Origin of the sequence: Clostridium aromativorans, from assembly GCF_020908015.1 — a bacterium.
GTDB classification, from domain to species: Bacteria; Bacillota; Clostridia; order Clostridiales; family Clostridiaceae; genus Clostridium_B; species Clostridium_B aromativorans.
The window spans coordinates 1-21,779 of sequence record NZ_JAJJPB010000032.1; the positions used below are offsets into that span (position 1 = coordinate 1).

Sequence of the window (21,779 nt, forward strand, 5' to 3'; positions counted from 1 at the left end):
AACACCCCTTACCATTTCGAACAGGAAGGTTAAGCTTCACAGTGCCCATGGTACTGCAGGGGAGGCCCTGTGGGAGAGCAGGTCGTCGCCAGGTAAAGCTGTTCCGTGGTAGCTCAATGGTTGAGCATTCGGCTGTTAACCGAAGGGTTGGAGGTTCGAGCCCTCTCCACGGAGCCATTTTATTTTTTAAAATGTTAATTATGCAGACCAAATAAATTTTGGTCTGCTTTTTATTATGTAACAGTACTTAATTAATAGGACTGATTTCCGGCAAGGGTTGAAGCTCTTCATTAACGTGCATCGTTAATTAAATCGAATAATACTTTCTTACATAAATTATTCTTTACTTATCTTGTTGCCATCGCTTATAAGCAGCACAGTTCCATCTACGTCAGTTCTGTATATCTGTATGTTTTTTCTTTTAAGTTTATTTATTGTATTTTTAGTAGGATGACCATACTTGTTGTTTTTGCCACAGCTTATTATAGCTATTTTAGGGTTGACTTTATCTAAAAATTTTTCTGAAGTGGAAGTTGAACTTCCATGATGTCCAACTTTTAGCACATCTGCCGAGAGATCATAATTTTTATCTATCATTTCATCTTCACTCTTATTTTCAGCATCGCCTGTAAATAAAAATTTAGTATTTCCGTAGGTGATTTTTAAAACTATGGAATAGTTGTTGGTGTCTTCATACATAGTGCTGTTTGGAGCTATTATTTCAGCTGTGGTTTTTTTACCTAAATTCAATTCAGTGGCACGTGGAATTGGAACGTTTATTTTCATATTCTTATTTCTTAGTGCAGTTATCATGCTCTCAAAGGTTATGGTGTTAGCTGTTTTTTTGGGAGCATAGAATTTATATATGTCATATTTTCTTATTATTGAACTCATGCCACCTATGTGATCCTCATCTGGATGAGTTGCAATTACATAATCCAATTTTTTTATACCTTGTTTCCTTAAATAGGACATTAGTTTATCTTTACTGTCATTTGGGCCTGCATCTATTAGAAGGTTTTTACCGTTTACTTGAATAAGCTCGCTGTCACCTTGCCCTACATCTATGTAATGTACTATGATTTGAGATGATTTAACTTTTGAATTCAATACATTGCTGGTACTATTGGTACACCCAGAGAGTAGAAAAAGTACTGCCAGGAATACACTTATCATGTTTAAATGTTTTTTTATGAAATTCACTATTGTAACAGCTCCTTTAGTTATTTGGAAAATGTATTAGCCTTTAAGGTATATTTTTTCGGATATTTTTTGTTTTATAATATTTGACAAGTTTGAAAGCTCTTCCTTTGACATATTATCGATATATATGGGTTCACATATGGTCATTTTCACATCTGCAGGTTTTAGTATGCTGTGTTTATTACCCTCTCTTAATCTATAGCTTCCATCTATGGCAATGGGAACTATGGGCACTTTGGATTTTAAAGCCAATTTTAAGCTGCCTTTTTTGAATTCACCTATTTTAGGTCCTTTGCTTCTGGTACCTTCTGGAAATACCACCATACTGTGTCCGCTTTTCAAAATTTTAATACCTTCATTTATGGATTTTATGGATTCCCGAATATTTTGTCTGTTCATGAAGACACAGTTTATCTGCCGCATCCAATAAGTAAGCAATCCAATTTTAGTGATTTCTTTTTTAGCTATAAATCCAACCGTTCTATTGAGGGATGAGATTATTATTGGTATATCAAAAAACCCCTGATGATTGGCGACAAAAAGGCAGGGAACCTGCGGCAAATGTTCTTTTCCTTCCAATTTAATTCTGGCATTTACGAGATTTAAAATGAAATTTGCCCAATTTTTTACAGCAACATATATATAATTTTCAACTTGTTCTTTGTCTCCTGTTTTTTTTATTCCCTCCAATTTGATTTTTTTTGTTACAGTACCAATCATATAGAGAATAAAAATAAAATAAAATAAAATGGTTTTTAACATAAATCGATTCCTCCTTGTAGAATTCTATTGATGAGTTCGTAAATATTACCTATCTATTATATCATATCCAATTATCATATATATTGAATAAATAATTTAGCTTTTAGTGCAAATATTGGCTAAAATAATAAAAAATATGGTTTTAATTAATTTAATTTTGCCAGAAATATTCATAGGTCCAATATGTACAATAAAAAATCCTATTTTATAGGACAATTGCATAAAATAAATGAGATCATTCAATTAGAGCAAAAATAAAAATATCTATTTGCTAATGGAAAATAAAAGTGTTACAATATAGATAATTTGTTATTAAACAAGTTAATATACTGTAATTATTAAAATGGATATTTAAAATACATATAAAAATAAAAGTTACATATGAAATGAGTAAATAATAATAATTCAAAAATCCATTTAAAATTATAGATCCAATATTTTAAACCAAGGAGATGATTTCATTGAAAAATAATTCAGCCAATTATAAATTGGACAATGTAAACAGCCCTAATCTTTATAAAGATATGTTTCCTTATGATGAAGTCCCAAAAGTAGTTTTTGATAATGTACAAGTTCCTATGGATATTCCAGAAAAAATATATATTACAGATACAACTTTTAGGGATGGACAGCAGTCTATGCCCCCTTATACAAGTAAGCAGATAATAAAAATTTTTGATTATCTTCATCAATTGGACAATAATTCTGGTATAATTAAACAGACGGAATTTTTCTTATATACAGAAAAGGACAGGAAAGCAGCTGAAGCCTGCATTGAAAAAGGATATAAATTTCCTGAAGTGACTTCCTGGATAAGAGCCAATAAGAAAGATTTCAAGTTGGTGAAGCAGATGGGGATTAGAGAAACTGGAATGCTTATGTCGTGTTCAGATTACCATATATTCAAAAAACTCAAAATGACAAGACAGGAAGCTATGGACATGTATTTGGACATAGTTAGAGAGGTGTTGAATAATGGAATTTACCCCAGATGTCATCTGGAAGATATTACTAGAGCTGACTTCTATGGATTTGTAGTTCCTCTTGTAACTAAATTGATGGAACTGTCTAGAGAGGCCAATATTCCTGTGAAAATAAGAGCCTGTGATACTCTTGGTTTGGGTGTATCCTACAATGGAGTGACTGTCCCAAGAAGTGTCCAGAAAATTATTCATGGGCTTAGAACTATCTGTGGAGTTCCTTCAGATATGATAGAATGGCATGGGCATAATGATTTTTATAGTGTAGTAGATAATTCTACAACTGCCTGGTTATATGGAGCATCTTCTGTAAATACGTCTCTCCTGGGGATAGGCGAGAGAACGGGAAATTGTCCCCTGGAGGCCATGGTATTTGAATATGCACAATTAAAAGGCAATACTGGAAATATGAATTTGCATATTATAACGGAATTGGCGCAGTATTTCAGTAAAGAAATGAAATATGATATACCTACAAGAACTCCATTTGTCGGTAAAGAATTTAATGAAACCAGGGCGGGGATACACGCAGATGGTATATTAAAAGATGAAGAGATCTACAATGCTTTTGATACGGACAAAATTTTGGGAAAGCCAATTGTTGTAGCTGTAAATCAATATTCAGGACATGCAGGAATTGCAGCTTGGATCAATACCTATTATAGATTGAAGGGTGACGATAGGGTTGATAAGAAGGATGAGAGAATTAATGATATAAAATTATGGGTAGATGAACAATATAAGTCGGGAAGAACTACCATGATAGGAAACAATGAGCTTGAGCTGCTGGTAAAAGAGTTGATGCCGGAAGTTATGAGAAAGAATGAAGAGAGAGCGAGTTAATCAGTCGAATAGAATATTTGCGGAAATGAGGGATTTATGTGGGATTGAACGCAGCAAAAAAGATAATAAAGAATCATCTCGTTAAAGGTGAAATGATACCAGGAGAGGAGATTGCAATAAAAATAGATAGAACTCTTACCCAGGATTCTACAGGCACTATGGCCTATCTTCAGTTTGAAGCACTTGGAATAGATAGGGTAAAAACCAAGAAATCCATAGCCTATATAGATCACAACATGTTACAGTCAGGTCCTGAAAATGCAGATGATCATGCTTATATTCAAACTGTAGCAAAAAAGCATGGTATATATTTTTCAAGGCCTGGAAATGGGATATGTCATCAAGTTAATCTGGAGAGGTTTGGAGTACCGGGAGATACTCTTTTGGGATCCGACAGCCATACTCCTACAGCAGGTGGGATAGGAATGCTTGCCATTGGAGCAGGCGGACTTGATGTAGCAGTGGCCATGGGCGGTGGAGAGTATTATTTGAATATGCCTAAGATAGTCAAAGTTAATTTAAAAGGCAGATTGGGAGAATGGATTACAGCCAAGGATATAATTTTGGAGATGTTAAAAAGGCTCAGTGTTAAAGGTGGAATTGGAAAGATATTTGAGTATGTTGGAGAGGGAGCAAAGACACTGTCTGTTCCTGAAAGGGCAACCATAACCAATATGGGAGCAGAACTTGGTGCCACTACATCAATATTTCCCAGTGATAATGTAGTTCGTGAATTTTTAAGAGCTCAGGGGAGAGAAAAAGATTTTTCTTTTATTGAACCGGATGCAGATGCAAGCTATGATGAGGAGATGGAAATAGATTTATCATCCCTGGAACCTATGGTAGCATGTCCGCATAGTCCGGACAAAGTGGTTGCTGTTTCAGAATTGGAAGATGTTAAAGTAAATCAAGTATGTATAGGGAGTTGTACCAATTCATCTTATGTGGATATGATGAAAGTGGCACATATATTAAAGGGAAATACAGTAAGTGAAGATGTTTCTCTTACCATATCTCCGGGTTCAAGACAGGTTCTGACCATGCTGTCCCAAAATGGAGCATTGTCCTATATGATAGAGGCAGGTGCAAGAGTGTTGGAGAGTGCCTGCGGACCCTGTATAGGAATGGGGCAATCACCTTCTACTGGTGCTGTATCTCTCAGAACTTTTAACAGAAATTTTGAGGGAAGATCAGGTACTAAGTCCGCAAAAGTATATCTGGTAAGTCCGGAAATTGCAGCTGTTTCTGCATTGACAGGTTATATTACGGATCCAAGACAGATGGGGACGCCTTTTAAAGTTGAAATGCCTGCAAAATTTTTAATAGATGACAATATGGTAGTTGATCCCAGCAGGGCCGGAGAAGATGTCAGAGTGGTAAGAGGACCTAATATAAAGCCATTTCCTGTGGCAAAGCCACTGAAAGATGTTTTGAATGGAAAAGTGCTTACAAAAGTAGGAGACAATATAACTACAGATCATATAATGCCTTCTAATTCAAAATTGCTGCCCTATAGATCCAATATCCCATACTTGTCTGAGTACTGTCTGACACCCTGCGATGAAGAATTTCCCGCAAAGGCAAAGAAAAATTCAGGGGGTTTTATAGTGGCGGGAGAAAATTATGGACAGGGTTCCAGCAGAGAACATGCGGCATTGGCTCCTCTTTACCTGGGAATAAAGGCAGTATTTGCGAGGTCTTTTGCTAGAATCCACAGGCAGAATCTTATAAATAATGGAATACTTCCTCTGGTTTTTCAAAATGTGAAGGATTATGAAGAGATAGATGTAATGGATGAACTTGAAATGGGAGATATGCTCAAACAAATTGACGGTGATACAATCATAGTGAAAAACAAGACAAAGAACAAAGAATATAATATGCTATTTGATGTTACCCAAAGGCAGAGAAATATGATAAAATATGGTGGATTGATAAATTTGATGAAAAGGAATAGTCTATAAAATTCGACATATTAGGGGGTAATTGATTTTATGAAGCACAGACACAGAGTAACTCTTATTCCGGGCGACGGTATAGGTCCAGAGGTTAGTGAAGCGGCAACAAAAATTATAGATGCCAGTGGTGTGGATATAGATTGGGATATAGCTGAAGCTGGAGCGGCTTTTATAGATAAATATGGCACTCCTATTCCGGAGAAGGTCATTGACAGTATAAAGAGAAACAAAGTGGCATTGAAGGGTCCCGTGACCACGCCAGTGGGGAAAGGTTTCAAAAGCGTAAATGTAACCTTGAGAAAAAGTTTGAATTTATATGCCAATATAAGGCCTATAAAAACGTATGAAGGGGTAAAGTCCAGGTATGATAATGTTGATTTGGTTATATTCAGGGAAAATACTGAGGATCTATATGCGGGAATAGAGTTTATGGTAAATGATGAAACAGCACAAAGTGTGAAGATAATATCCAAGAATGCCAGCAGAAAAATAGTAAAAGCAGCTTTTGAATATGCGGTTAATAATGGAAGAAGGAAAGTAACCGCAGTTCACAAGGCCAATATAATGAAATTGTCAGATGGACTTTTTTTAAGAACTGCCAGAGAAGTAGCTGAAGAATATGATGATATAGAATTTGATGATGTGATAGTAGATGCCATGAGCATGAAACTGGTGTTGAATCCTGAAAAATATGACGTGCTTGTAATGCCAAACTTGTATGGCGATATATTGTCTGATCTGGCATCCGGACTGGTAGGAGGACTGGGGCTAGTTCCCGGGGCCAACATGGGGGAAGAGCGAGCTGTATTTGAGCCTGCCCATGGTTCAGCTCCTGATATTGCAGGACAGAACAAGGCGAATCCTACTGCTATAATATTGTCTTCAGTTATGATGTTGAAATATTTACATGAAAGTGAAGCTGCGGATAGAATTGAAAGGGCAGTGGAAAATGTGTTAAAAGAGGGAAAGTATATAACCCCTGATCTAGGAGGAAATTCAACTACTGATGAATTCACCAATGCTGTAATTTCAGAATTGTAATAGTATTTTTGATATTAAAGTGTAAAATAAGCTGCTGCACAAATTTAATTGTGCAGCAGCTCTTTATAATTAAATTATATAAAAAATTAGGGAATTTAAAGTAATTAGGGAACTTTGTTTATTATCAAGCTTTAGCTAGAGCTTGGTCTAAATCATATATAATATCATCAATGTTTTCCACACCAATTGAAAGCCTTATGAGATCAGGAGTTACTCCGGCAGCTTTCTGTTGTTCTTCGTTCAACTCTGCATGAGTAGTACTTGATGGGTGGATTACAAGGGACTTTGCATCTGCTACATTTGCAAGTAAAGAGAATAATTTTACGCTGTTTATAAATTTCTTTCCAGCTTCAAATCCGCCTTTTATTCCAAAAGTAAATATGGAACCTGCTCCCTTTGGAAGATATTTTTTAGCTAGTTCTCTATATGGGCTTCCTTCAAGTTCAGGATAGTTTATCCATGCAACCTTCGGGTGTTTACTTAAAAATTCAACTACTTTTCTTGTATTTTCAACATGTCTTTCAACTCTCAGTGAAAGTGATTCAAGTCCAAGCAAGAAATAAAATGCACTTTGAGGACTCAGTGTTGCACCTGTATTTCTTAAAAGTTGTACTCTGGCTTTTGTAGCAAATGCCACAGGACCTTGATCAGCATATACAAGTCCATTGTAGCTCTCATCAGGTGTAGTGAAATCAGGAAATTTACCACTTGCTCTCCAGTCAAATTTTCCACCGTCAACTATGACTCCACCTATGGTAGTTCCATGTCCACCTATGAATTTAGTTGCAGAGTGAACAACTACATCTGCCCCGTATTCTATTGGTCTTACCAGGTATGGAGTACCAAAAGTATTATCTATGATAAGTGGTATTTTATTTTCATGGGCTATATTTGCCACTGCTTCTATATCCAGTACATTTATTCTCGGGTTTCCTATGGTTTCAGCATAGACTGCTTTTGTATTGTCCTTGATTGCTTTTCTGATATTTTCAGGATCATCAGGATCTACAAATGTTACGTCGATTCCAAGTTTCTTTAAAGTTACTGAGAACAATTCATAAGTTCCACCGTAGAGGGTGCTGGCTGAAACTATGTTGTCCCCTGCATTTGCCACGTTTAATATAGAATATAATATTGCTGCCAAACCTGATGCTGTAGCAAGACCTGCACTTCCACCTTCAAGAGCTGCTATCCTCTGTTCAAATACATCTTCTGTGGGGTTCATTATTCTTGCATAAACGTTTCCTGGTTTTTTAAGCTGGAAAAAGTCTGCAGCTTCATCTGCATCTTTGAATACAAAAGATGTTGTCTGATAAATTGGAACTGCCCTTGCTCCCGTTGTTGGATCAGGCACTTGACCTGCATGTACCTGTAATGTTTCAAAACCTAATTTTCTCTCTTCACTCATTTTTACTTCCTCCTCATATTTCTTTATAATATATTAAATATTCTGGACGAAACTTCTATATATTTTGGCAAAATAAAAAATCTTCTTGTAGATGAGATACAAGAAGATTTTTCCTCATGCTCCTCATCTTTCAGGTTATACACCTGCTGGAATTAGCACCGTTGAATGAAAGTTATCATTCAGGTTGCCGGGCATCATAGGGCCAGTCCCTCAGCCGCTCTGGATAAGAAGTTCCGTATTTAATTGAGAAAATCATAACAGATCATGGGGGGGTTTGTCAAGGGGAAAATGAAAAAAAATGAAAAAATTTTATGTATTAAGTAATTGACAATTTCGATTTTAAGTATTAATATTAAAATATTCTTATCACGAGAGATTGAGGGACAGGCCCTATGAAATCCGACAACCGGCAATTGTGTATCGGTGTCAATTCCTGCAGAATAGAATCAAACAAGTTTTGCTGTTTATGTAAAAAAAGTTTTTAAGCATTGAACTTGTTATTTGCAGCATAGTTGATTTTAAAAGAATCTAAAGTTAACATGAATCTGCTGTGAAATTAATTCTGAAAGATAAGAAGGATTGGCTTTTTATGAAGTTATAAGCTGCTTTTCTTTCTTGTAGGAAGGCAGTTTTTTTATATGATTAATTGAAAATTCAGAGTCCCAACTATATTCAAATACCAAATCTGGCTGATTTTTATATATTGTGAATTGGATAAGTGTGGTGACCTTCGAATAGATCAATGTCTAAATGATAAAAAATGTATTATAATTATGACTATAATGTTAAAGAGAAATTAGTCGTCTATTATAGATATATGAGAAGTATAAGTTGTATTTGAAAAGGGGTGGAGTAAATGGTATTCAGAAATCCATTGGACAAATTTGATAAAAAATTTATTTTCTTTGACGGAGCTATGGGAACCATGCTTCAAAGATCAGGTCTTCAACCTGGAGAACTTCCAGAGATCCTAAATGTGACCAATGCTGAAATAATAAAAAAAATACATAGAGGATATCTGGAGGCAGGAGCGGATATAATAATATCCAATACTTTCGGAGCTAATGAACTTAAGTACAATTCTTCAAATTATAATATAGAAGATGTTATTACGGCCGGAGTGAAAATTGCAAAGGAAGAGGCGGCCTGCATGGGAAAATTAGTTGCTCTGGATCTGGGTCCAATAGGCCAAATAATGGAGCCAGCAGGTAATTTGAGCTTTGAAACGGCATATAAATTATTTAAAAATCAGGTTATTGTAGGTAAAAAAGCTGGAGCAGATTTGGTTTTAATAGAAACTATGTCTGATCTTTATGAAACCAAAGCAGCTATTCTTGCAGCCAAGGAAAATACAACTCTGCCGGTGTTTTGTACAATGACTTTTCAGCAGGACGGCAGAACTCTTATGGGTACGGATCCCAAAACAATGGTGGTTACATTGGAAGCGCTTGGGGTGGATGCACTTGGTGTAAATTGTTCTCTTGGACCATCTGAACTTCAGGGAATTGTAGATGAAATATTGGAGTATTCATCTATACCTGTTATGGTGCAGCCTAATGCGGGATTACCTAGGTATGATGGAAAGAATACAATCTATGATATAACACCAGAAGAATTTTCAAGAAATATGGCTATTATGGCGAAAAAAGGAGTTAGAATTTTTGGAGGATGCTGTGGTACCGATCCTGAATTTATAAAAGCTACTGTCAGTGCCCTTGAAAATATACAGCCTATTGATATAAAAGAAAAGGACTATACTGCAATTTGCTCTTCTACCAATACTGTAATTTTAGGGGAAGGTATAAAGATTATTGGTGAAAGGATCAACCCTACAGGAAGAGAGATATATAAAAAACAGTTAAAAAGTGGAGATGTAAGCTATATAGAAAAAGAAGCTGTAACTCAAAAGGAAGAGGGAGCTCATATATTGGGACTTAATGTAGGACTTCCTGAAATTGATGAAGTTAAAATGATGGAAAAAGCTATAAAGGCTATACAAAAGGTAGTGCGATTGCCTATAGATATCGATAGTCCAAATCCTAGTGTATTGGAGGCGGGAGCTAGAGTATACAATGGAAAGCCCATAATAAATTCTGTTAATGGAAGAAAAAATATCATGGAGAAAGTATTCCCAATAGTAAAAAAATATGGGGGATGTATAATAGCACTTACTATAGATGAAAAAGGAATACCAGACAGTGCGGAGGGAAGAGTTAAAATTGCAGAAAAGATAATTAAAACTGCAGCCTGTTATGGAATTAATAAAAAGGATATAATAGTTGACTGTCTTACGCTTACTGCTTCGGCACAGCAGAGGGAAGTCATGGAAACGGTAAAAGCTGTAAAACTTGTAAAAGAAAAATTTGGAGTAAAAACTGTATTGGGAGTGAGCAATATATCTTATGGACTTCCAAGAAGATGTATATTAAATAGGACTTTTCTTGCTATGGCGCTTGATGCTGGTTTGGATCTCCCCATTATAAATACTCAAGATCAGGGGGTTAAAGATGTTGTAGCTGCTTTTGAAGTTTTGGCGAATCTGGATAAAGAAGCAGATAATTATATATCCATATATGGGAGCAAAAATGATGTATTATCCAAGAATGATAAAGAAGATAAGGGTGAAAGTGAAGGAGATTTGAAATCGGCCATTATTGACGGAATAGAAGATCGGGCTGTAAGAATAACGTCACAGCTGTTAAAAAATAAAATGGCAGAGGAAATAGTTAATTATAATATAATTCCTGCCCTGGATGAAGTGGGGAGAATGTATGAGTCACAGGATATATTTTTACCACAGCTCATACAGTCAGCGGAGACAGTGAAAAAATCTTTTGAGATAATAAAGAAGAAAATACTAGAAGATGGAGAAAAAAATATAGAAAAGGGGAATATAGTATTAGCTACGGTAAAAGGCGACATACATGACATTGGAAAAAACATAGTGAAAGTACTTATGGAAAATTATGGATTTGACGTAATAGATTTAGGCAGAGATGTGGATATAGAGAAGATAGTGAATACTGTAAGAGAAAATGATATAAAGCTGGTAGGGCTCAGCGCACTTATGACCACTACTGTGATAAATATGAAAAAAACCATAGATGCTTTAAGAGAAAATGAGCTTCAATGTAAAATTGTAGTGGGAGGGGCAGTATTAAATCAAAATTATGCAGATATGATAGGGGCAGATTACTATGCGAAGGATGCCAGAGAAGCTGTAAAAATAGCAGAAGAAGTTTTTTCGGTATAGAAGATATATTCTTTAAATTAATGAAATTTTTATAGAATATTGCTTGCATTTAATGTAAAATATATTTGAGAAAAAAATTAAAACCGGTTTGGGGAGATAAAGATGAGTGAAAAAATTAATGAAAAAATTGCAAAGTATGTACCGGAAATAAGAGGGACACTTAGAGATCATATGATAAATCTCCCTCTTGTTATGAGAGAAGCTAGTGGAATAAAGGTTTTTGGAAAGAGAATAAAATCTCTTGCGTTTACTACTGATATAGCAATCATAAAGAACATAAATGCAGATGCAATTTTGGCGGTATATCCTTTTACGCCTCAGTCCGTTATAACGGAAGCTCTTGTTGCGGCTTCTGACGTACCCATATTTTGTGGTGTAGGAGGAGGACTTACCACGGGAAAACGTGTTATAAATCTGGCTCTTAATGCTGAATTTACGGGGGCTATGGGGGTAGTGGTCAATAGTCCTACATCTAATGAAATTGTAAGAGCTGTAAGAGATTCCATTGATATTCCAATTATAGTTACGGTAGTTTCTGAAAGGGATGATATTGGAAAGAGGATAGAAGCAGGTGCTTCAATATTAAATGTGTCTGCGGGTAAAAACAGTGCGGATTTGGTAAGAAAAATAAGACAACAATATGCTGAATTTCCTATAATAGCCACAGGAGGAAAAACAGAGGACAGTATCAGAGAAACTATAAGGGCAGGTGCAAATGCCATTTCATATACACCACCTTCGACGGCTGAATTATTTAAGGAAACCATGGAACGATACAGAAAAGCGTGAGAACAATGTATAGTACTATTTCATCACATCAAGTTTAAATAAAAATTGAATCTTTTTAGATTACGGGAATTAAACTGGAAATATAAATTTTAGATTATATTTTCAGTTTTTTTGTTACTAAAAGTATTGCATAATTATAATAATATATGTATAATTATTATATATTTAACCTAAGGAGTTAAAGTTTTTATTATTTGAAAAGAGGAGATATAAATGAAAAAATTGAAAAAAGTGATGACAATAGTATTGTCAATAGCCTTTACAACAGTGTTATTAGCAGGCTGCGGCAGCAGTAGTAATTCACAAAGCGGACAAGATTCGCAAAATACTTTGGAAAAGGTAAAAAAAGCAGGTGTTTTAAAAGTAGGGTTGGAGGATTCTTTTCCGCCAATGGAATTTAGGGACAACCAAAATGCACTTAAGGGATTTGATATAGATATGGCAAATGCTATAGCTAAAAAAATGGGAGTAAAAGCTCAGTTCGTTGGTACTGAATTCAATGGAATAGTTCTGGCACTTAAATCCGGAAAATTTGATGTAATAATATCAGGAATGAGCATAACCGATGATAGAAAAAAACAAATAGATTTTTCTGAGCCCTATGTACAAAATTATCAGATTATAGTTACCAAGACCGGAAATACTTCTATTAAAGGTTCAAAGGATTTAGACGGTAAGAAGGTGGGGGTAGGACTTGGTACCACCAGTGAAGAAGTAGTTAAAAAGTTTAAGAATATAAAGGAAGTAAAAAAATATGACAAGACTACAGAGGAACTTCAGGATCTTTTAATAGGAAGACTTGATGCAGTAGTAGTAGATGAACCCGTTGGAAAATACTATATATCCAAGTCTGATAAAAAGGATCAATATACTGTTCTAAATGAAAGGTTGAGTAAGGAGCCTATGGGAATAGGATTTAAGAAAGGCGACAAAGAGTTAGAAGCTGAGGTACAAAAAGCATTTAACGAATTGAAGAAGGATGGAACTATGTCTAAGATTTCCACAAAGTGGTTTGGAGAAGACATATATAAATAATATATACGAAGAGGAAGTGGATTGGATCAGTGAATATAGGATTTATTAATGATATACTGCCTATTTTATTAAAGGGCAGTGTAATGACTATGGAGCTTACAGTAATTACTTTGATATTGGGAACACTTCTTGGTATATTTTTAGCACTTTTGAAATTATCTAAAAATATTGTGCTTAAATCACTATCAGGTTTTTATACATGGATATTCAGAGGCACACCTCTATTATTGCAATTGTTTTTCTTTTATTATGGATTACCTTTTGTTGGAGTAGAACTTACACCTTTTTCAGCGGCAATACTGGGACTTGGACTCAACTGCGGAGCCTATATGGCGGAGATAATAAGGGGAGGAATTCAATCTGTAAACAAGGGACAATTTGAAGCGGCAAAGGCACTTGGATTTAGTTATGGAGAAACTATGAGAAAGATAATACTTCCCCAAACCTGGAAAATCATAATACCGCCTGTTGGAAATGAATTCATATCCATATTAAAGGACACTTCCTTAGTATCTACTATAGCAATGGTGGAGCTCATGAGATCGGCCCAACAGATATATGCCAGCAGTTTTGATCCAATATCAGTGTTTCTTACGGCAGCAGTGTTGTATCTTGTAATGACCACTGTATTTACCACTGTATTTGGAATGTTTGAGAAAAAATTGGCCGTTTACAGTTAACTGTAGAACATTTAAATTTAATTTGGAGGTGTAATCTATGGAAAATACAGCTTTAGACAATCACATGGATTTAGATAAAAATAAATATATGATAGAAGCCACTCATTTAACCAAGAGTTTTAATAATTTGATGGTTTTTAAGGATCTCAGCATAAAAGTGAAAAAAGGTGAGGTTTTAGTGGTAATAGGAGCTTCTGGTTCAGGAAAAAGTACTCTATTGAGGTGCTTAAATCATTTAGAGGAATTGGACAGTGGTTCTGTAATTATAGAAGGAGAAAAATTAAATCCTAAGGATAAAAAGATGATAAGAAGAATAACTACAAAGATGGGGATGGTCTTTCAAAGTTTTAATCTGTTTCCACATATGACAGCTATTCAAAATGTTATGGAGGCTCCACTGGTAGTCAAAAAGGAGAAAAAATCAGAAGCACAGCTAAAAGCCAGAAAGCTGTTGGCTAAAGTTGGCTTAAAAGACAAAGAAAATTTTTATCCTTCAAAGCTTTCAGGAGGTCAGCAGCAGAGAGTCGCTATTGCAAGAGCTCTTGCAATGAATCCAGATATAATGCTTTTTGATGAACCTACGTCTGCACTGGATCCAGAGCTTGTAGGAGAAGTTTTAAATGTAATGAAGGATTTGGCTAAGGATGGGATGACTATGGTAGTTGTAACTCACGAGATGGGTTTTGCAAAAGAGGTTGCTGACAGAGTTATATTTATGGATGGTGGAAAAATACTGGAGCAGGGTACTCCAGAACAGGTATTTTCACATCCGAAAGAGGACAGAACAAAAGCTTTTTTGGATAAGGTTATTAAGTGATCTTTAGATTTTATCAGAGTTCAAATATCAGAGTTAAATTCTGGTATGTTTTTGGATGTTGCCGAAAATAATCATTAATTGTGCATTGTTAATTGTGAATTTATAATAAATTGGAGGTTAAATTTATGAAGGATAAAGTGGTATTGGCGTATTCAGGAGGATTAGATACTTCAGTTATCATTCCTTGGCTAAAGGAAAATTATGATATGGAGGTTATTGCGGCTTGTATAGATGTAGGACAAGATGATGACATGGAGCAAGTGAGGAAAAAGGCTCTCGAAACAGGTGCTTCTAAAGTATACATTGAAGATATGAAAGAGGAGTTTGTAAAAGATTATCTTTTTAAGGCAGTAAAGGCTAACTTATTGTATGAAGGAGCTTATATGCTTGGGACATCTCTTGCAAGACCTCTTATGGCAAAAAAACTTGTAGAGATAGCACATAAAGAAGGGGCTAAATGTATATCTCATGGATGTACTGGTAAGGGAAATGATCAGGTGCGTTTTGAAGTTGGGATAGCAAGCTTTGATCCAACAATAAAGATAATAGCTCCATGGAGATTATGGAATATAAAATCAAGAGAAGATGCCATAGATTATGCAAACTCCAAAGGAGTGGAAGTAGCTGCAACTAAAGAGAAAATATATTCAAACGACAAAAATATTTGGCATGTAAGTCATGAGGGCGGAGATCTAGAGGATCCGCGAAATGAGCACAAAACAAGTATGTATTTTATGACTACTACACCTGAAAAGGCAAAAGATGAAGACACATATATAGAGCTCTATTTTGAAAAGGGAGAACCTAAAAAATTAAATGGACAGGAATTAGATCCTGTTACCATGATGGAAAAGTTAAATAAAATAGGCGGCGAAAATGGAATAGGAATAGTGGATATGGTGGAAAATAGACTGGTTGGGATGAAATCCAGAGGGGTATATGAAACTCCAGGTGGAACCATACTCTATGCTGCTCATACTGCTCTTGAAAGGTTGACCATAGATAAAGATACTTTTCATTATAAACAACTGGTATCCCAAAAATATGGGGAACTTGTATATGACGGGCTTTGGTTTGGAAGCCTGAGAAAGGCATTGGATGCTTTTGTTGAAGCTACTCAGGAAAATGTAACCGGAAATGTAAAATTGAAATTATACAAGGGGAATATATTGACAGCATCGATAGACGCTCAATATCCTCTATTTAATGAGAGTATATCTTCTTTTGGAGCCAGTGATTTATATGACCATAAGGATGCGGACGGCTTTATTAAATTATTCGGCCTTCCCTATAAAATTAAGGCTGCAATAGATAAAGATAGGAAAAATTAACCATGAAACTTTGGGGTGGAAGATTTAAAAAATCTGAGAGCAAGCTCATGGAAGATTTCAACAGTTCTCTGGGTTTTGACAGACGGCTTTACAAAGAGGATATAGAGGGAAGCATGGCACATGTAAAGATGCTTTCCAAATGTAGGATTTTAACTCAGGAAGAGGGCAGAAGTATATTAGAGGGATTGAAGTCCATATTAAAAGATATAGAAAGTGGAAAATTGAAAGTAGAGGGAGACTATGAGGATATACACAGTTTTGTGGAGATAAATTTAATAGATAGAATAGGTCAGGTGGCAAAAAAATTACACACTGCCAGAAGCAGAAATGATCAAGTTGCAGTGGACTTTAGATTGTACGTTAAGAAAGAAGCTCAGGAGGTAGTTCAAAGTATAGAGATACTTCAAACTGCAATAAAAGATTTAGGTGAACGAAATAATGTTATAATGCCAGGATATACTCATCTTCAGAGGGCTCAAGTAGTAACATTTAAGCACTATATAATGGCGTATTATTCTATGTTATCAAGGGACAAAAATAGAATTTTAAATGCTGTTGAAATTATGGATGAAAGCCCTCTTGGATGCTGTGCACTGGCAGGTACGACTTATGATATAGATAGATATTTTACTGCTAAAGAACTGGGATTTAGAAAACCAGTAGATAATTTTTTAGATGGTGTAAGTGACAGGGATTACGTCCTGGAGATGTTATCAGACTTTTCCATATTGATGATGCATTTAAGCCGTCTTAGTGAGGAACTTATATTGTGGAGCAGCAAAGAGTTTGATTTTGTACAAATAGATGATGAATTTTCCACAGGAAGCAGCATAATGCCTCAAAAAAAGAATCCTGACGCTGCAGAACTCATAAGAGGCAAAACTGGGAGAGTATATGGTTCACTTATGGCACTGCTTACCACTATGAAGGGCATTCCTCTTGCCTATAATAAGGATATGCAGGAAGATAAAGAACAGTTTTTTAACTCCTTAGATACTATATTAAGCTGTTTGAAAATAATGAATGGTATACTCTCCACATTAAAAGTCAATAAAGACAATACTTTTAATGCTGTTAAGAAAGGGTTTCTAAATGCTACAGAAGCAGCAGATTATTTAGTAAATAAAGGTATGGCTTTTAGAGATGCCCATAAGGTTATTGGCGAAATTGTACTTTACTGTGAGAATAAAAATAAATCCATTGAAGATCTTCAACTGGAGGAGCTGAAAAATTTCAGCACTTTGTTTTCGGAAGATGTATATGAATTTATAGATTATAGAAATACGTTAAACAGAGGAATCAAAAAAAATCTTAAATAAGGGTATATTAAAAAGTGGAAAGTTTTTAAAAATTAACTTTCCACTTTTTAATACCTAAACTTCTTTTGTATGTCTGCTTTCTGTTTCTTTTCCAAAAAACGAAAGAGCATATAATCCTCCAAGACCTACTAGAGCATACAATATTCTTGTAAATGAAGACATTGTACCAAATAGTGATGCTATAAGATCATATCTAAAAAATCCAATTAGTCCCCAGTTGAGAGCACCTATTACCACCAATATTAGTGCAATAATGTCTAATGTTCTCATATTCACATCTCCTTTTTATTTTATATAAACTATTATTTACAAATTGTATGAAATTTATAAGGTAAAATAAAAAGAAGATGAAAGACTAATTTTTGTTATATGACTCATTACTTAATATATCTATATTTATGCTCCTATCCACAGGCTGAAATAGGGATATTATAGTGTCAGTCCTCTGTATTCCATCTACAGATTGAATCTTGTTCATAAGTAGATTCTGTAAATCTGTTATATTTTTACATACAACTTTTACAAAAATAGAGTAAACTCCAGTAGTATAGTGAATTTCAACAATTTCTTTTATATTTTCCAATTGCTCGAGGACACCTTTAAAAGATTTGGCTTTATCTAAATAAATACCTATAAAGCCACATACATCATAGCCTATCTTGGAATTATCTATTATAAGCTTAGTACCTTTTATTATATTCATGTCCTGCATTTTTTTCATTCTAACATGAATGGTTCCACCACTCACATGGCATTTTCTAGCTATCTCTAAAAAAGGAGTTCTAGAATCCTTTAAAAGAATATCAAGAATTTGCAGATCTAAATCATCTAATCCAGAAACTTTTAAACTCAATTGAATCCCCTCCTTCACGATCTAATTATTTTAATTTTTATTCCCCCAAATAATATTATAGCAGAAATTTTTATTAAATTAATAATTTAAAACGTTATCATTGATTAATAATTTATAAACTTTTAATGAATCATGTATATAAATATTATATTGATAACAAAATACAAATTCTATTATTAATATTGCAAGATACTTAAAAAAGTATTATTATATTGTTAATGAAGAACATAAAAAAGTAAATGAGTAGTAAATTTATATAACTATCAAAGGGGGACGTATGTAATGAAGACGTATGTATTAAAGGATGAAAGAAAAAAGGAGTTAAAGCTTTTGGACAAGGCATTACAGAAAATATCGAGAAAAGAACTGCCTCATATACTTCATGTGCAGCAGGCTATATTGAGAGCATCCGATGAATATATGTATAAAAAAGGTGTGACTAGGATCATGCCTATAATGATAGCACCTATTACGGATACATTAAATCATGATGTAGAGGATTGTGAATTAAAATATGAGGGACAAAAATTTAATATAACGAAATCGATGATATTTCATAAACAGATAATGTTATCCAGCCCATATCTTGATAAAATATATATAGTATCTCCTAATGTAAGGCTTGAGCAGGAAGAGGAAGGAGATAAGAGACATTTATTTGAATTTACTCAGGTTGATTTTGAATTCAAGGGAGCAAGTATGGATGATGTATTTGAATTTCAGGAGGGACTTGTCAAATATGTATTTGATTATATAAAGAAAGAATGTGCAGATGAATTCAAAACTTTGGGAATTGGAACATCACATCTAGATGTAACTATACCGTTCAAGAGATATACTACTCAGGAACTTAAAGCAAAATATGGAGATGATTTCGAAGAGATAGCTTCAAAAAAGGCAACTCAACCATTCTGGCTCATAAATCACAAGAGAGAATTTTATGATGCTGAGGATCTGGAAAAGCCGGGTACTTATAGAAACTATGATCTGATATGGCCTTATGGATATATAGAAGGTCTGAGCGGAGGAGAAAGAGAGTACAAGTATGATAGAATACTTACTAGAATGAGAGAACTTGGTGTAGATGAAAATGCTTTTAGAAATTATATTGAACTTGCAAAAGAGGGTAAAATACCTAAAACTGCAGGAGCTGGTTTTGGAGTAGAGAGAATGACTAGATTTGTATGTCAGCAGAAGGAAATTGATGATGTCACTGTGTTTACAAGGAAACCTGGGGAAACTTACTTATTTTAAATAAAGTGGCTGTTATATAAAATATTAAAGTTCAGAGTTCAAACTTCATTCAAATATCATGGTTCAGAGTTCAATTGTCAAATTTGGCGGATTTTTGGGTTTAACCGAAAATCTTCATAAATTGTGCATTGTGAACTGGGAATTGTCTAAGTTTGCACTTTGAACTTTATTTATTATCAAAGGGTATTGATATAAACTGTAAAGTATATGATAATATAAAGGACAGAAAAATTTAAGGGAGGTAATAAAATGCCTTTATGGTTAAATGTAGTAATACAGATATTGTTTATTGCAGTAATATTTTTAGTAGTGTATAATTTTTTAAAATCTCATGTGTTATATAAATTTCACCCTAATAGATGGTTGATTCTAGCCTTATCTATAGCATCGTTTATTTTACCACCAGTTGTAGCAGCTTATTTTAGATATAATTTAAATGGGACGGTATGGCAGTATGTGTTTTCTGCTGCATTTTTAATTTTTTTCCTGTGGTTTATAGATCTAAAAAGCGGAGCTATATACAATACTGGTAAAAAGAATGCAAAAGATATAAAGATAAAACCTAAAGCCAAGCCAAATAGAGTTAATCATAAAAAGAATAATAAGAAAAATAAAAGGTAATTTTACATATTTTTCAATAGATCGCATCAAATATCGCTTTTTCATAAGAGATCTTGATGCGTTTTATATTATTCTGAACATTTAAAATATTACAATAAAATCGTTGACAAAGTAAGAAAATACACATATAATTGAGATAACATATAGATAACCTGTATATACATGACTATTTGTAATTTCGGGGGTTATTAATTGATATTTGTTTGATATTATTTATTTATAAGGGGAGGTTATAATATGGGGAAATGCAGCGGGGAACTACAGCAAGAAAGACAGGAGATTTTTCATAATTTGTATGAAGGAAAAATTCCCAAAAGAGTACCTATTGTAGCTTGGGTGACAGTAGAATTTGCGATTCAATATGCGGGGCTTGATATTTTGAAAGCACAGTGGAATCCAGGGCTGCTGGAAGATGCATTTAGAAAAGTTGCTGATGATTTTTATTCAGATATATTTCCAATACGTGATGCCGTGCGGTTTCCAGTATTTTATCAAATGTTAGGTGCTAAAAATTTTGTAATGGGATCCAATGGTTTTTTGCAGCATCCAGAAATATCAGCTATGCATTCTGACGAATATGAAGCTTTTATAAAGTCACCTATGGATTTCATTTTAGAAACTATTCTTCCAAGAATATATTCGGCACTTGACACAAATCCAATCAGTCGATCTTTAGTAATGGCAAAGGCTTATAAAGCTCATTGTGATACGGTGGGATTCTTAAATGGTGTGATTATTCCCGATCTTGAAAGGGAATATGGAAAATATCAGGCTCCGTTGCAGTCTTATGCTATGACTGCAGTTCCAATGGACTTTATTGCCGATCAGCTTCGAGGATTTAAAGAAATCAGCCTGGATATACGTAGGAAACCTAAACAGCTTACTGAGGCCTGTGAAGCAGTTTGTGATATTATGTTGAAACGAGGTATACCAGCACATCCGTCAATTTATAATTATACTTTTATTCCATTACATATGCCGCCTTATATGCGTACAAGGGATTATGAAAAAATTTTTTATCCAACTTTTAAACGTACCATAGATGGAATTGCTGCAGCGGGTGGAAAATCTTATCTTTTTCTTGAACAAGATTGGTCTAGATTTCTTGATTCACTTTATGATTTACCGGAAAATACGATTTTACGTTTTGAATACGGAGATCCAAAAGAAATAAAGAAGAAATTAGGAGAACGTCATATTATTACAGGACTTTATCCTCTAGGACTATTGCAGACCGGTACGAAACAACAGTGTGTTGACAAGGCAAAAGAACTCATTGATATTCTTGCACCGGGAGGAAAATATTTTTTTGATTTTGATAAAAATATTATTACTGTCAATAGTGTAAACATTGATAATTTGCATGCTGTTTTAGAGACATACCATACCTATGGTGTATATTGAGAAATAGAGGAGGAGAGAAAATGAACAGCAAATATTTGCAAGATTGGGAAGAATATAAGAGAATGTGTGAGAAAGTAGGTTATCCAATTCAGGAGAGGGAAGAAATCTACATGAAACCAGTTCTTGAAAGTTATGATATGGAAATTAGAGATTTTATCATTACTTTATTGCTCTGAATAAAATTTTCATATATTGATGAAATCGTTGACAAAACAGAATATCAAGTAT

At 34.4% G+C, this 21,779-nt stretch carries 19 protein-coding genes, 1 tRNA gene, 1 rRNA gene and 2 riboswitches; of the genes, 16 read left to right on the top strand and 5 right to left on the bottom strand.

Annotation, left to right across the window (positions count from 1 at the left end; genetic code table 11):
* Both rrf and LN736_RS16435 read left to right on the top strand, forming a co-directional pair.
* Positions 1-94 (top strand): 5S ribosomal RNA (gene rrf, locus LN736_RS16430); the annotation flags it as partial.
* Between the two features lie 8 nt (positions 95-102).
* Positions 103-177 (top strand) — tRNA-Asn (locus LN736_RS16435).
* Positions 178-336: 159 nt separating this feature from the next.
* Here LN736_RS16435 and LN736_RS16440 read toward each other — a convergent pair.
* Together LN736_RS16440 and LN736_RS16445 are read right to left on the bottom strand one after the other, a co-directional pair.
* A complete protein-coding gene (locus LN736_RS16440; protein WP_150358753.1) occupies positions 337-1,203 on the bottom strand; it encodes a ComEC/Rec2 family competence protein in 867 nt (288 codons plus the stop codon).
* A gap of 36 nt (positions 1,204-1,239) precedes the next feature.
* Complete coding sequence (locus LN736_RS16445) at positions 1,240-1,965, bottom strand: lysophospholipid acyltransferase family protein (RefSeq protein ID WP_150358754.1); 726 nt, start codon at positions 1,963-1,965, stop codon at positions 1,240-1,242.
* A gap of 452 nt (positions 1,966-2,417) precedes the next feature.
* Here LN736_RS16445 and LN736_RS16450 point away from each other — a divergent pair, with 452 nt between their 5' ends.
* From LN736_RS16450 to LN736_RS16460, 3 genes are read left to right on the top strand one after another with little or no spacing between them, the layout of a single operon-like run.
* A complete protein-coding gene (locus LN736_RS16450; protein WP_150358755.1) occupies positions 2,418-3,788 on the top strand; it encodes a beta/alpha barrel domain-containing protein in 1,371 nt (456 codons plus the stop codon).
* A gap of 38 nt (positions 3,789-3,826) precedes the next feature.
* Positions 3,827-5,752 carry an aconitate hydratase gene (locus LN736_RS16455; protein ID WP_229982019.1) on the top strand — a complete coding sequence of 642 codons (1,926 nt, stop codon included), beginning with the start codon at positions 3,827-3,829 and terminating at the stop codon, positions 5,750-5,752.
* A gap of 30 nt (positions 5,753-5,782) precedes the next feature.
* Positions 5,783-6,787: an isocitrate dehydrogenase (NAD(+)) gene (locus tag LN736_RS16460; RefSeq protein WP_150358757.1), complete on the top strand. Its 1,005-nt coding sequence runs from the start codon at positions 5,783-5,785 to the stop codon at positions 6,785-6,787.
* A gap of 124 nt (positions 6,788-6,911) precedes the next feature.
* Here the strand turns inward: LN736_RS16460 and LN736_RS16465 are convergent, their stop codons facing one another.
* A complete protein-coding gene (locus LN736_RS16465) occupies positions 6,912-8,195 on the bottom strand; it encodes an O-acetylhomoserine aminocarboxypropyltransferase/cysteine synthase family protein (protein WP_150358502.1) in 1,284 nt (427 codons plus the stop codon).
* A gap of 120 nt (positions 8,196-8,315) precedes the next feature.
* A riboswitch (SAM riboswitch) is annotated at positions 8,316-8,425 on the bottom strand.
* A 130-nt stretch (positions 8,426-8,555) separates the two neighbouring features.
* Positions 8,556-8,641: riboswitch (SAM riboswitch) on the top strand.
* A 410-nt stretch (positions 8,642-9,051) separates the two neighbouring features.
* Here LN736_RS16465 and LN736_RS16470 point away from each other — a divergent pair.
* From LN736_RS16470 to argH, 7 genes are all read left to right on the top strand, one after another.
* The gene (locus LN736_RS16470) at positions 9,052-11,448 is read left to right on the top strand and encodes a homocysteine S-methyltransferase family protein (protein WP_150358503.1); all 2,397 of its coding nucleotides are present in this window, start codon (positions 9,052-9,054) and stop codon (positions 11,446-11,448) included.
* Positions 11,449-11,550: 102 nt separating this feature from the next.
* The gene (locus LN736_RS16475; protein ID WP_150358504.1) at positions 11,551-12,237 is read left to right on the top strand and encodes a beta/alpha barrel domain-containing protein; all 687 of its coding nucleotides are present in this window, start codon (positions 11,551-11,553) and stop codon (positions 12,235-12,237) included.
* 213 nt (positions 12,238-12,450) lie between these two features.
* The gene (locus LN736_RS16480; protein ID WP_150358505.1) at positions 12,451-13,272 is read left to right on the top strand and encodes an ABC transporter substrate-binding protein; all 822 of its coding nucleotides are present in this window, start codon (positions 12,451-12,453) and stop codon (positions 13,270-13,272) included.
* Between the two features lie 29 nt (positions 13,273-13,301).
* Positions 13,302-13,952, top strand: a complete 651-nt coding sequence (gene ehuC / locus LN736_RS16485; RefSeq protein WP_150358506.1) for an ectoine/hydroxyectoine ABC transporter permease subunit EhuC — start codon at positions 13,302-13,304, stop codon at positions 13,950-13,952.
* Between the two features lie 37 nt (positions 13,953-13,989).
* On the top strand, positions 13,990-14,769 hold the full coding sequence (locus tag LN736_RS16490) for an amino acid ABC transporter ATP-binding protein (RefSeq protein ID WP_150358507.1): 780 nt from the start codon (positions 13,990-13,992) through the stop codon (positions 14,767-14,769).
* Between the two features lie 125 nt (positions 14,770-14,894).
* Positions 14,895-16,100, top strand: coding sequence for an argininosuccinate synthase (locus tag LN736_RS16495; protein WP_229982020.1), 1,206 nt, complete (start codon positions 14,895-14,897; stop codon positions 16,098-16,100).
* A 2-nt stretch (positions 16,101-16,102) separates the two neighbouring features.
* Positions 16,103-17,419, top strand: coding sequence for an argininosuccinate lyase (argH, locus tag LN736_RS16500; protein ID WP_229982021.1), 1,317 nt, complete (start codon positions 16,103-16,105; stop codon positions 17,417-17,419).
* Positions 17,420-17,473: 54 nt separating this feature from the next.
* Here the strand turns inward: argH and LN736_RS16505 are convergent, their stop codons facing one another.
* Together LN736_RS16505 and LN736_RS16510 are read right to left on the bottom strand one after the other, a co-directional pair.
* Positions 17,474-17,689 carry a DUF378 domain-containing protein gene (locus tag LN736_RS16505; RefSeq protein WP_150358510.1) on the bottom strand — a complete coding sequence of 72 codons (216 nt, stop codon included), beginning with the start codon at positions 17,687-17,689 and terminating at the stop codon, positions 17,474-17,476.
* An 85-nt stretch (positions 17,690-17,774) separates the two neighbouring features.
* The gene (locus LN736_RS16510) at positions 17,775-18,272 is read right to left on the bottom strand and encodes an Lrp/AsnC ligand binding domain-containing protein (RefSeq protein WP_150358511.1); all 498 of its coding nucleotides are present in this window, start codon (positions 18,270-18,272) and stop codon (positions 17,775-17,777) included.
* A 282-nt stretch (positions 18,273-18,554) separates the two neighbouring features.
* On the opposite strand from LN736_RS16510, the gene LN736_RS16515 reads away from it, so the two are divergent.
* The 4 genes from LN736_RS16515 (at position 18,555) to LN736_RS16530 (ending at position 21,727) form a co-directional block, all read left to right on the top strand.
* A complete protein-coding gene (locus tag LN736_RS16515) occupies positions 18,555-19,526 on the top strand; it encodes an asparagine synthetase A (RefSeq protein WP_150358631.1) in 972 nt (323 codons plus the stop codon).
* 249 nt (positions 19,527-19,775) lie between these two features.
* Positions 19,776-20,147 carry a hypothetical protein gene (locus LN736_RS16520; RefSeq protein ID WP_150358630.1) on the top strand — a complete coding sequence of 124 codons (372 nt, stop codon included), beginning with the start codon at positions 19,776-19,778 and terminating at the stop codon, positions 20,145-20,147.
* A gap of 237 nt (positions 20,148-20,384) precedes the next feature.
* Positions 20,385-21,551, top strand: a complete 1,167-nt coding sequence (locus LN736_RS16525) for a uroporphyrinogen decarboxylase family protein (protein ID WP_229982022.1) — start codon at positions 20,385-20,387, stop codon at positions 21,549-21,551.
* A 20-nt stretch (positions 21,552-21,571) separates the two neighbouring features.
* A complete protein-coding gene (locus tag LN736_RS16530) occupies positions 21,572-21,727 on the top strand; it encodes a hypothetical protein (RefSeq protein WP_179976923.1) in 156 nt (51 codons plus the stop codon).
* Positions 21,728-21,779: the final 52 nt, after the last annotated feature.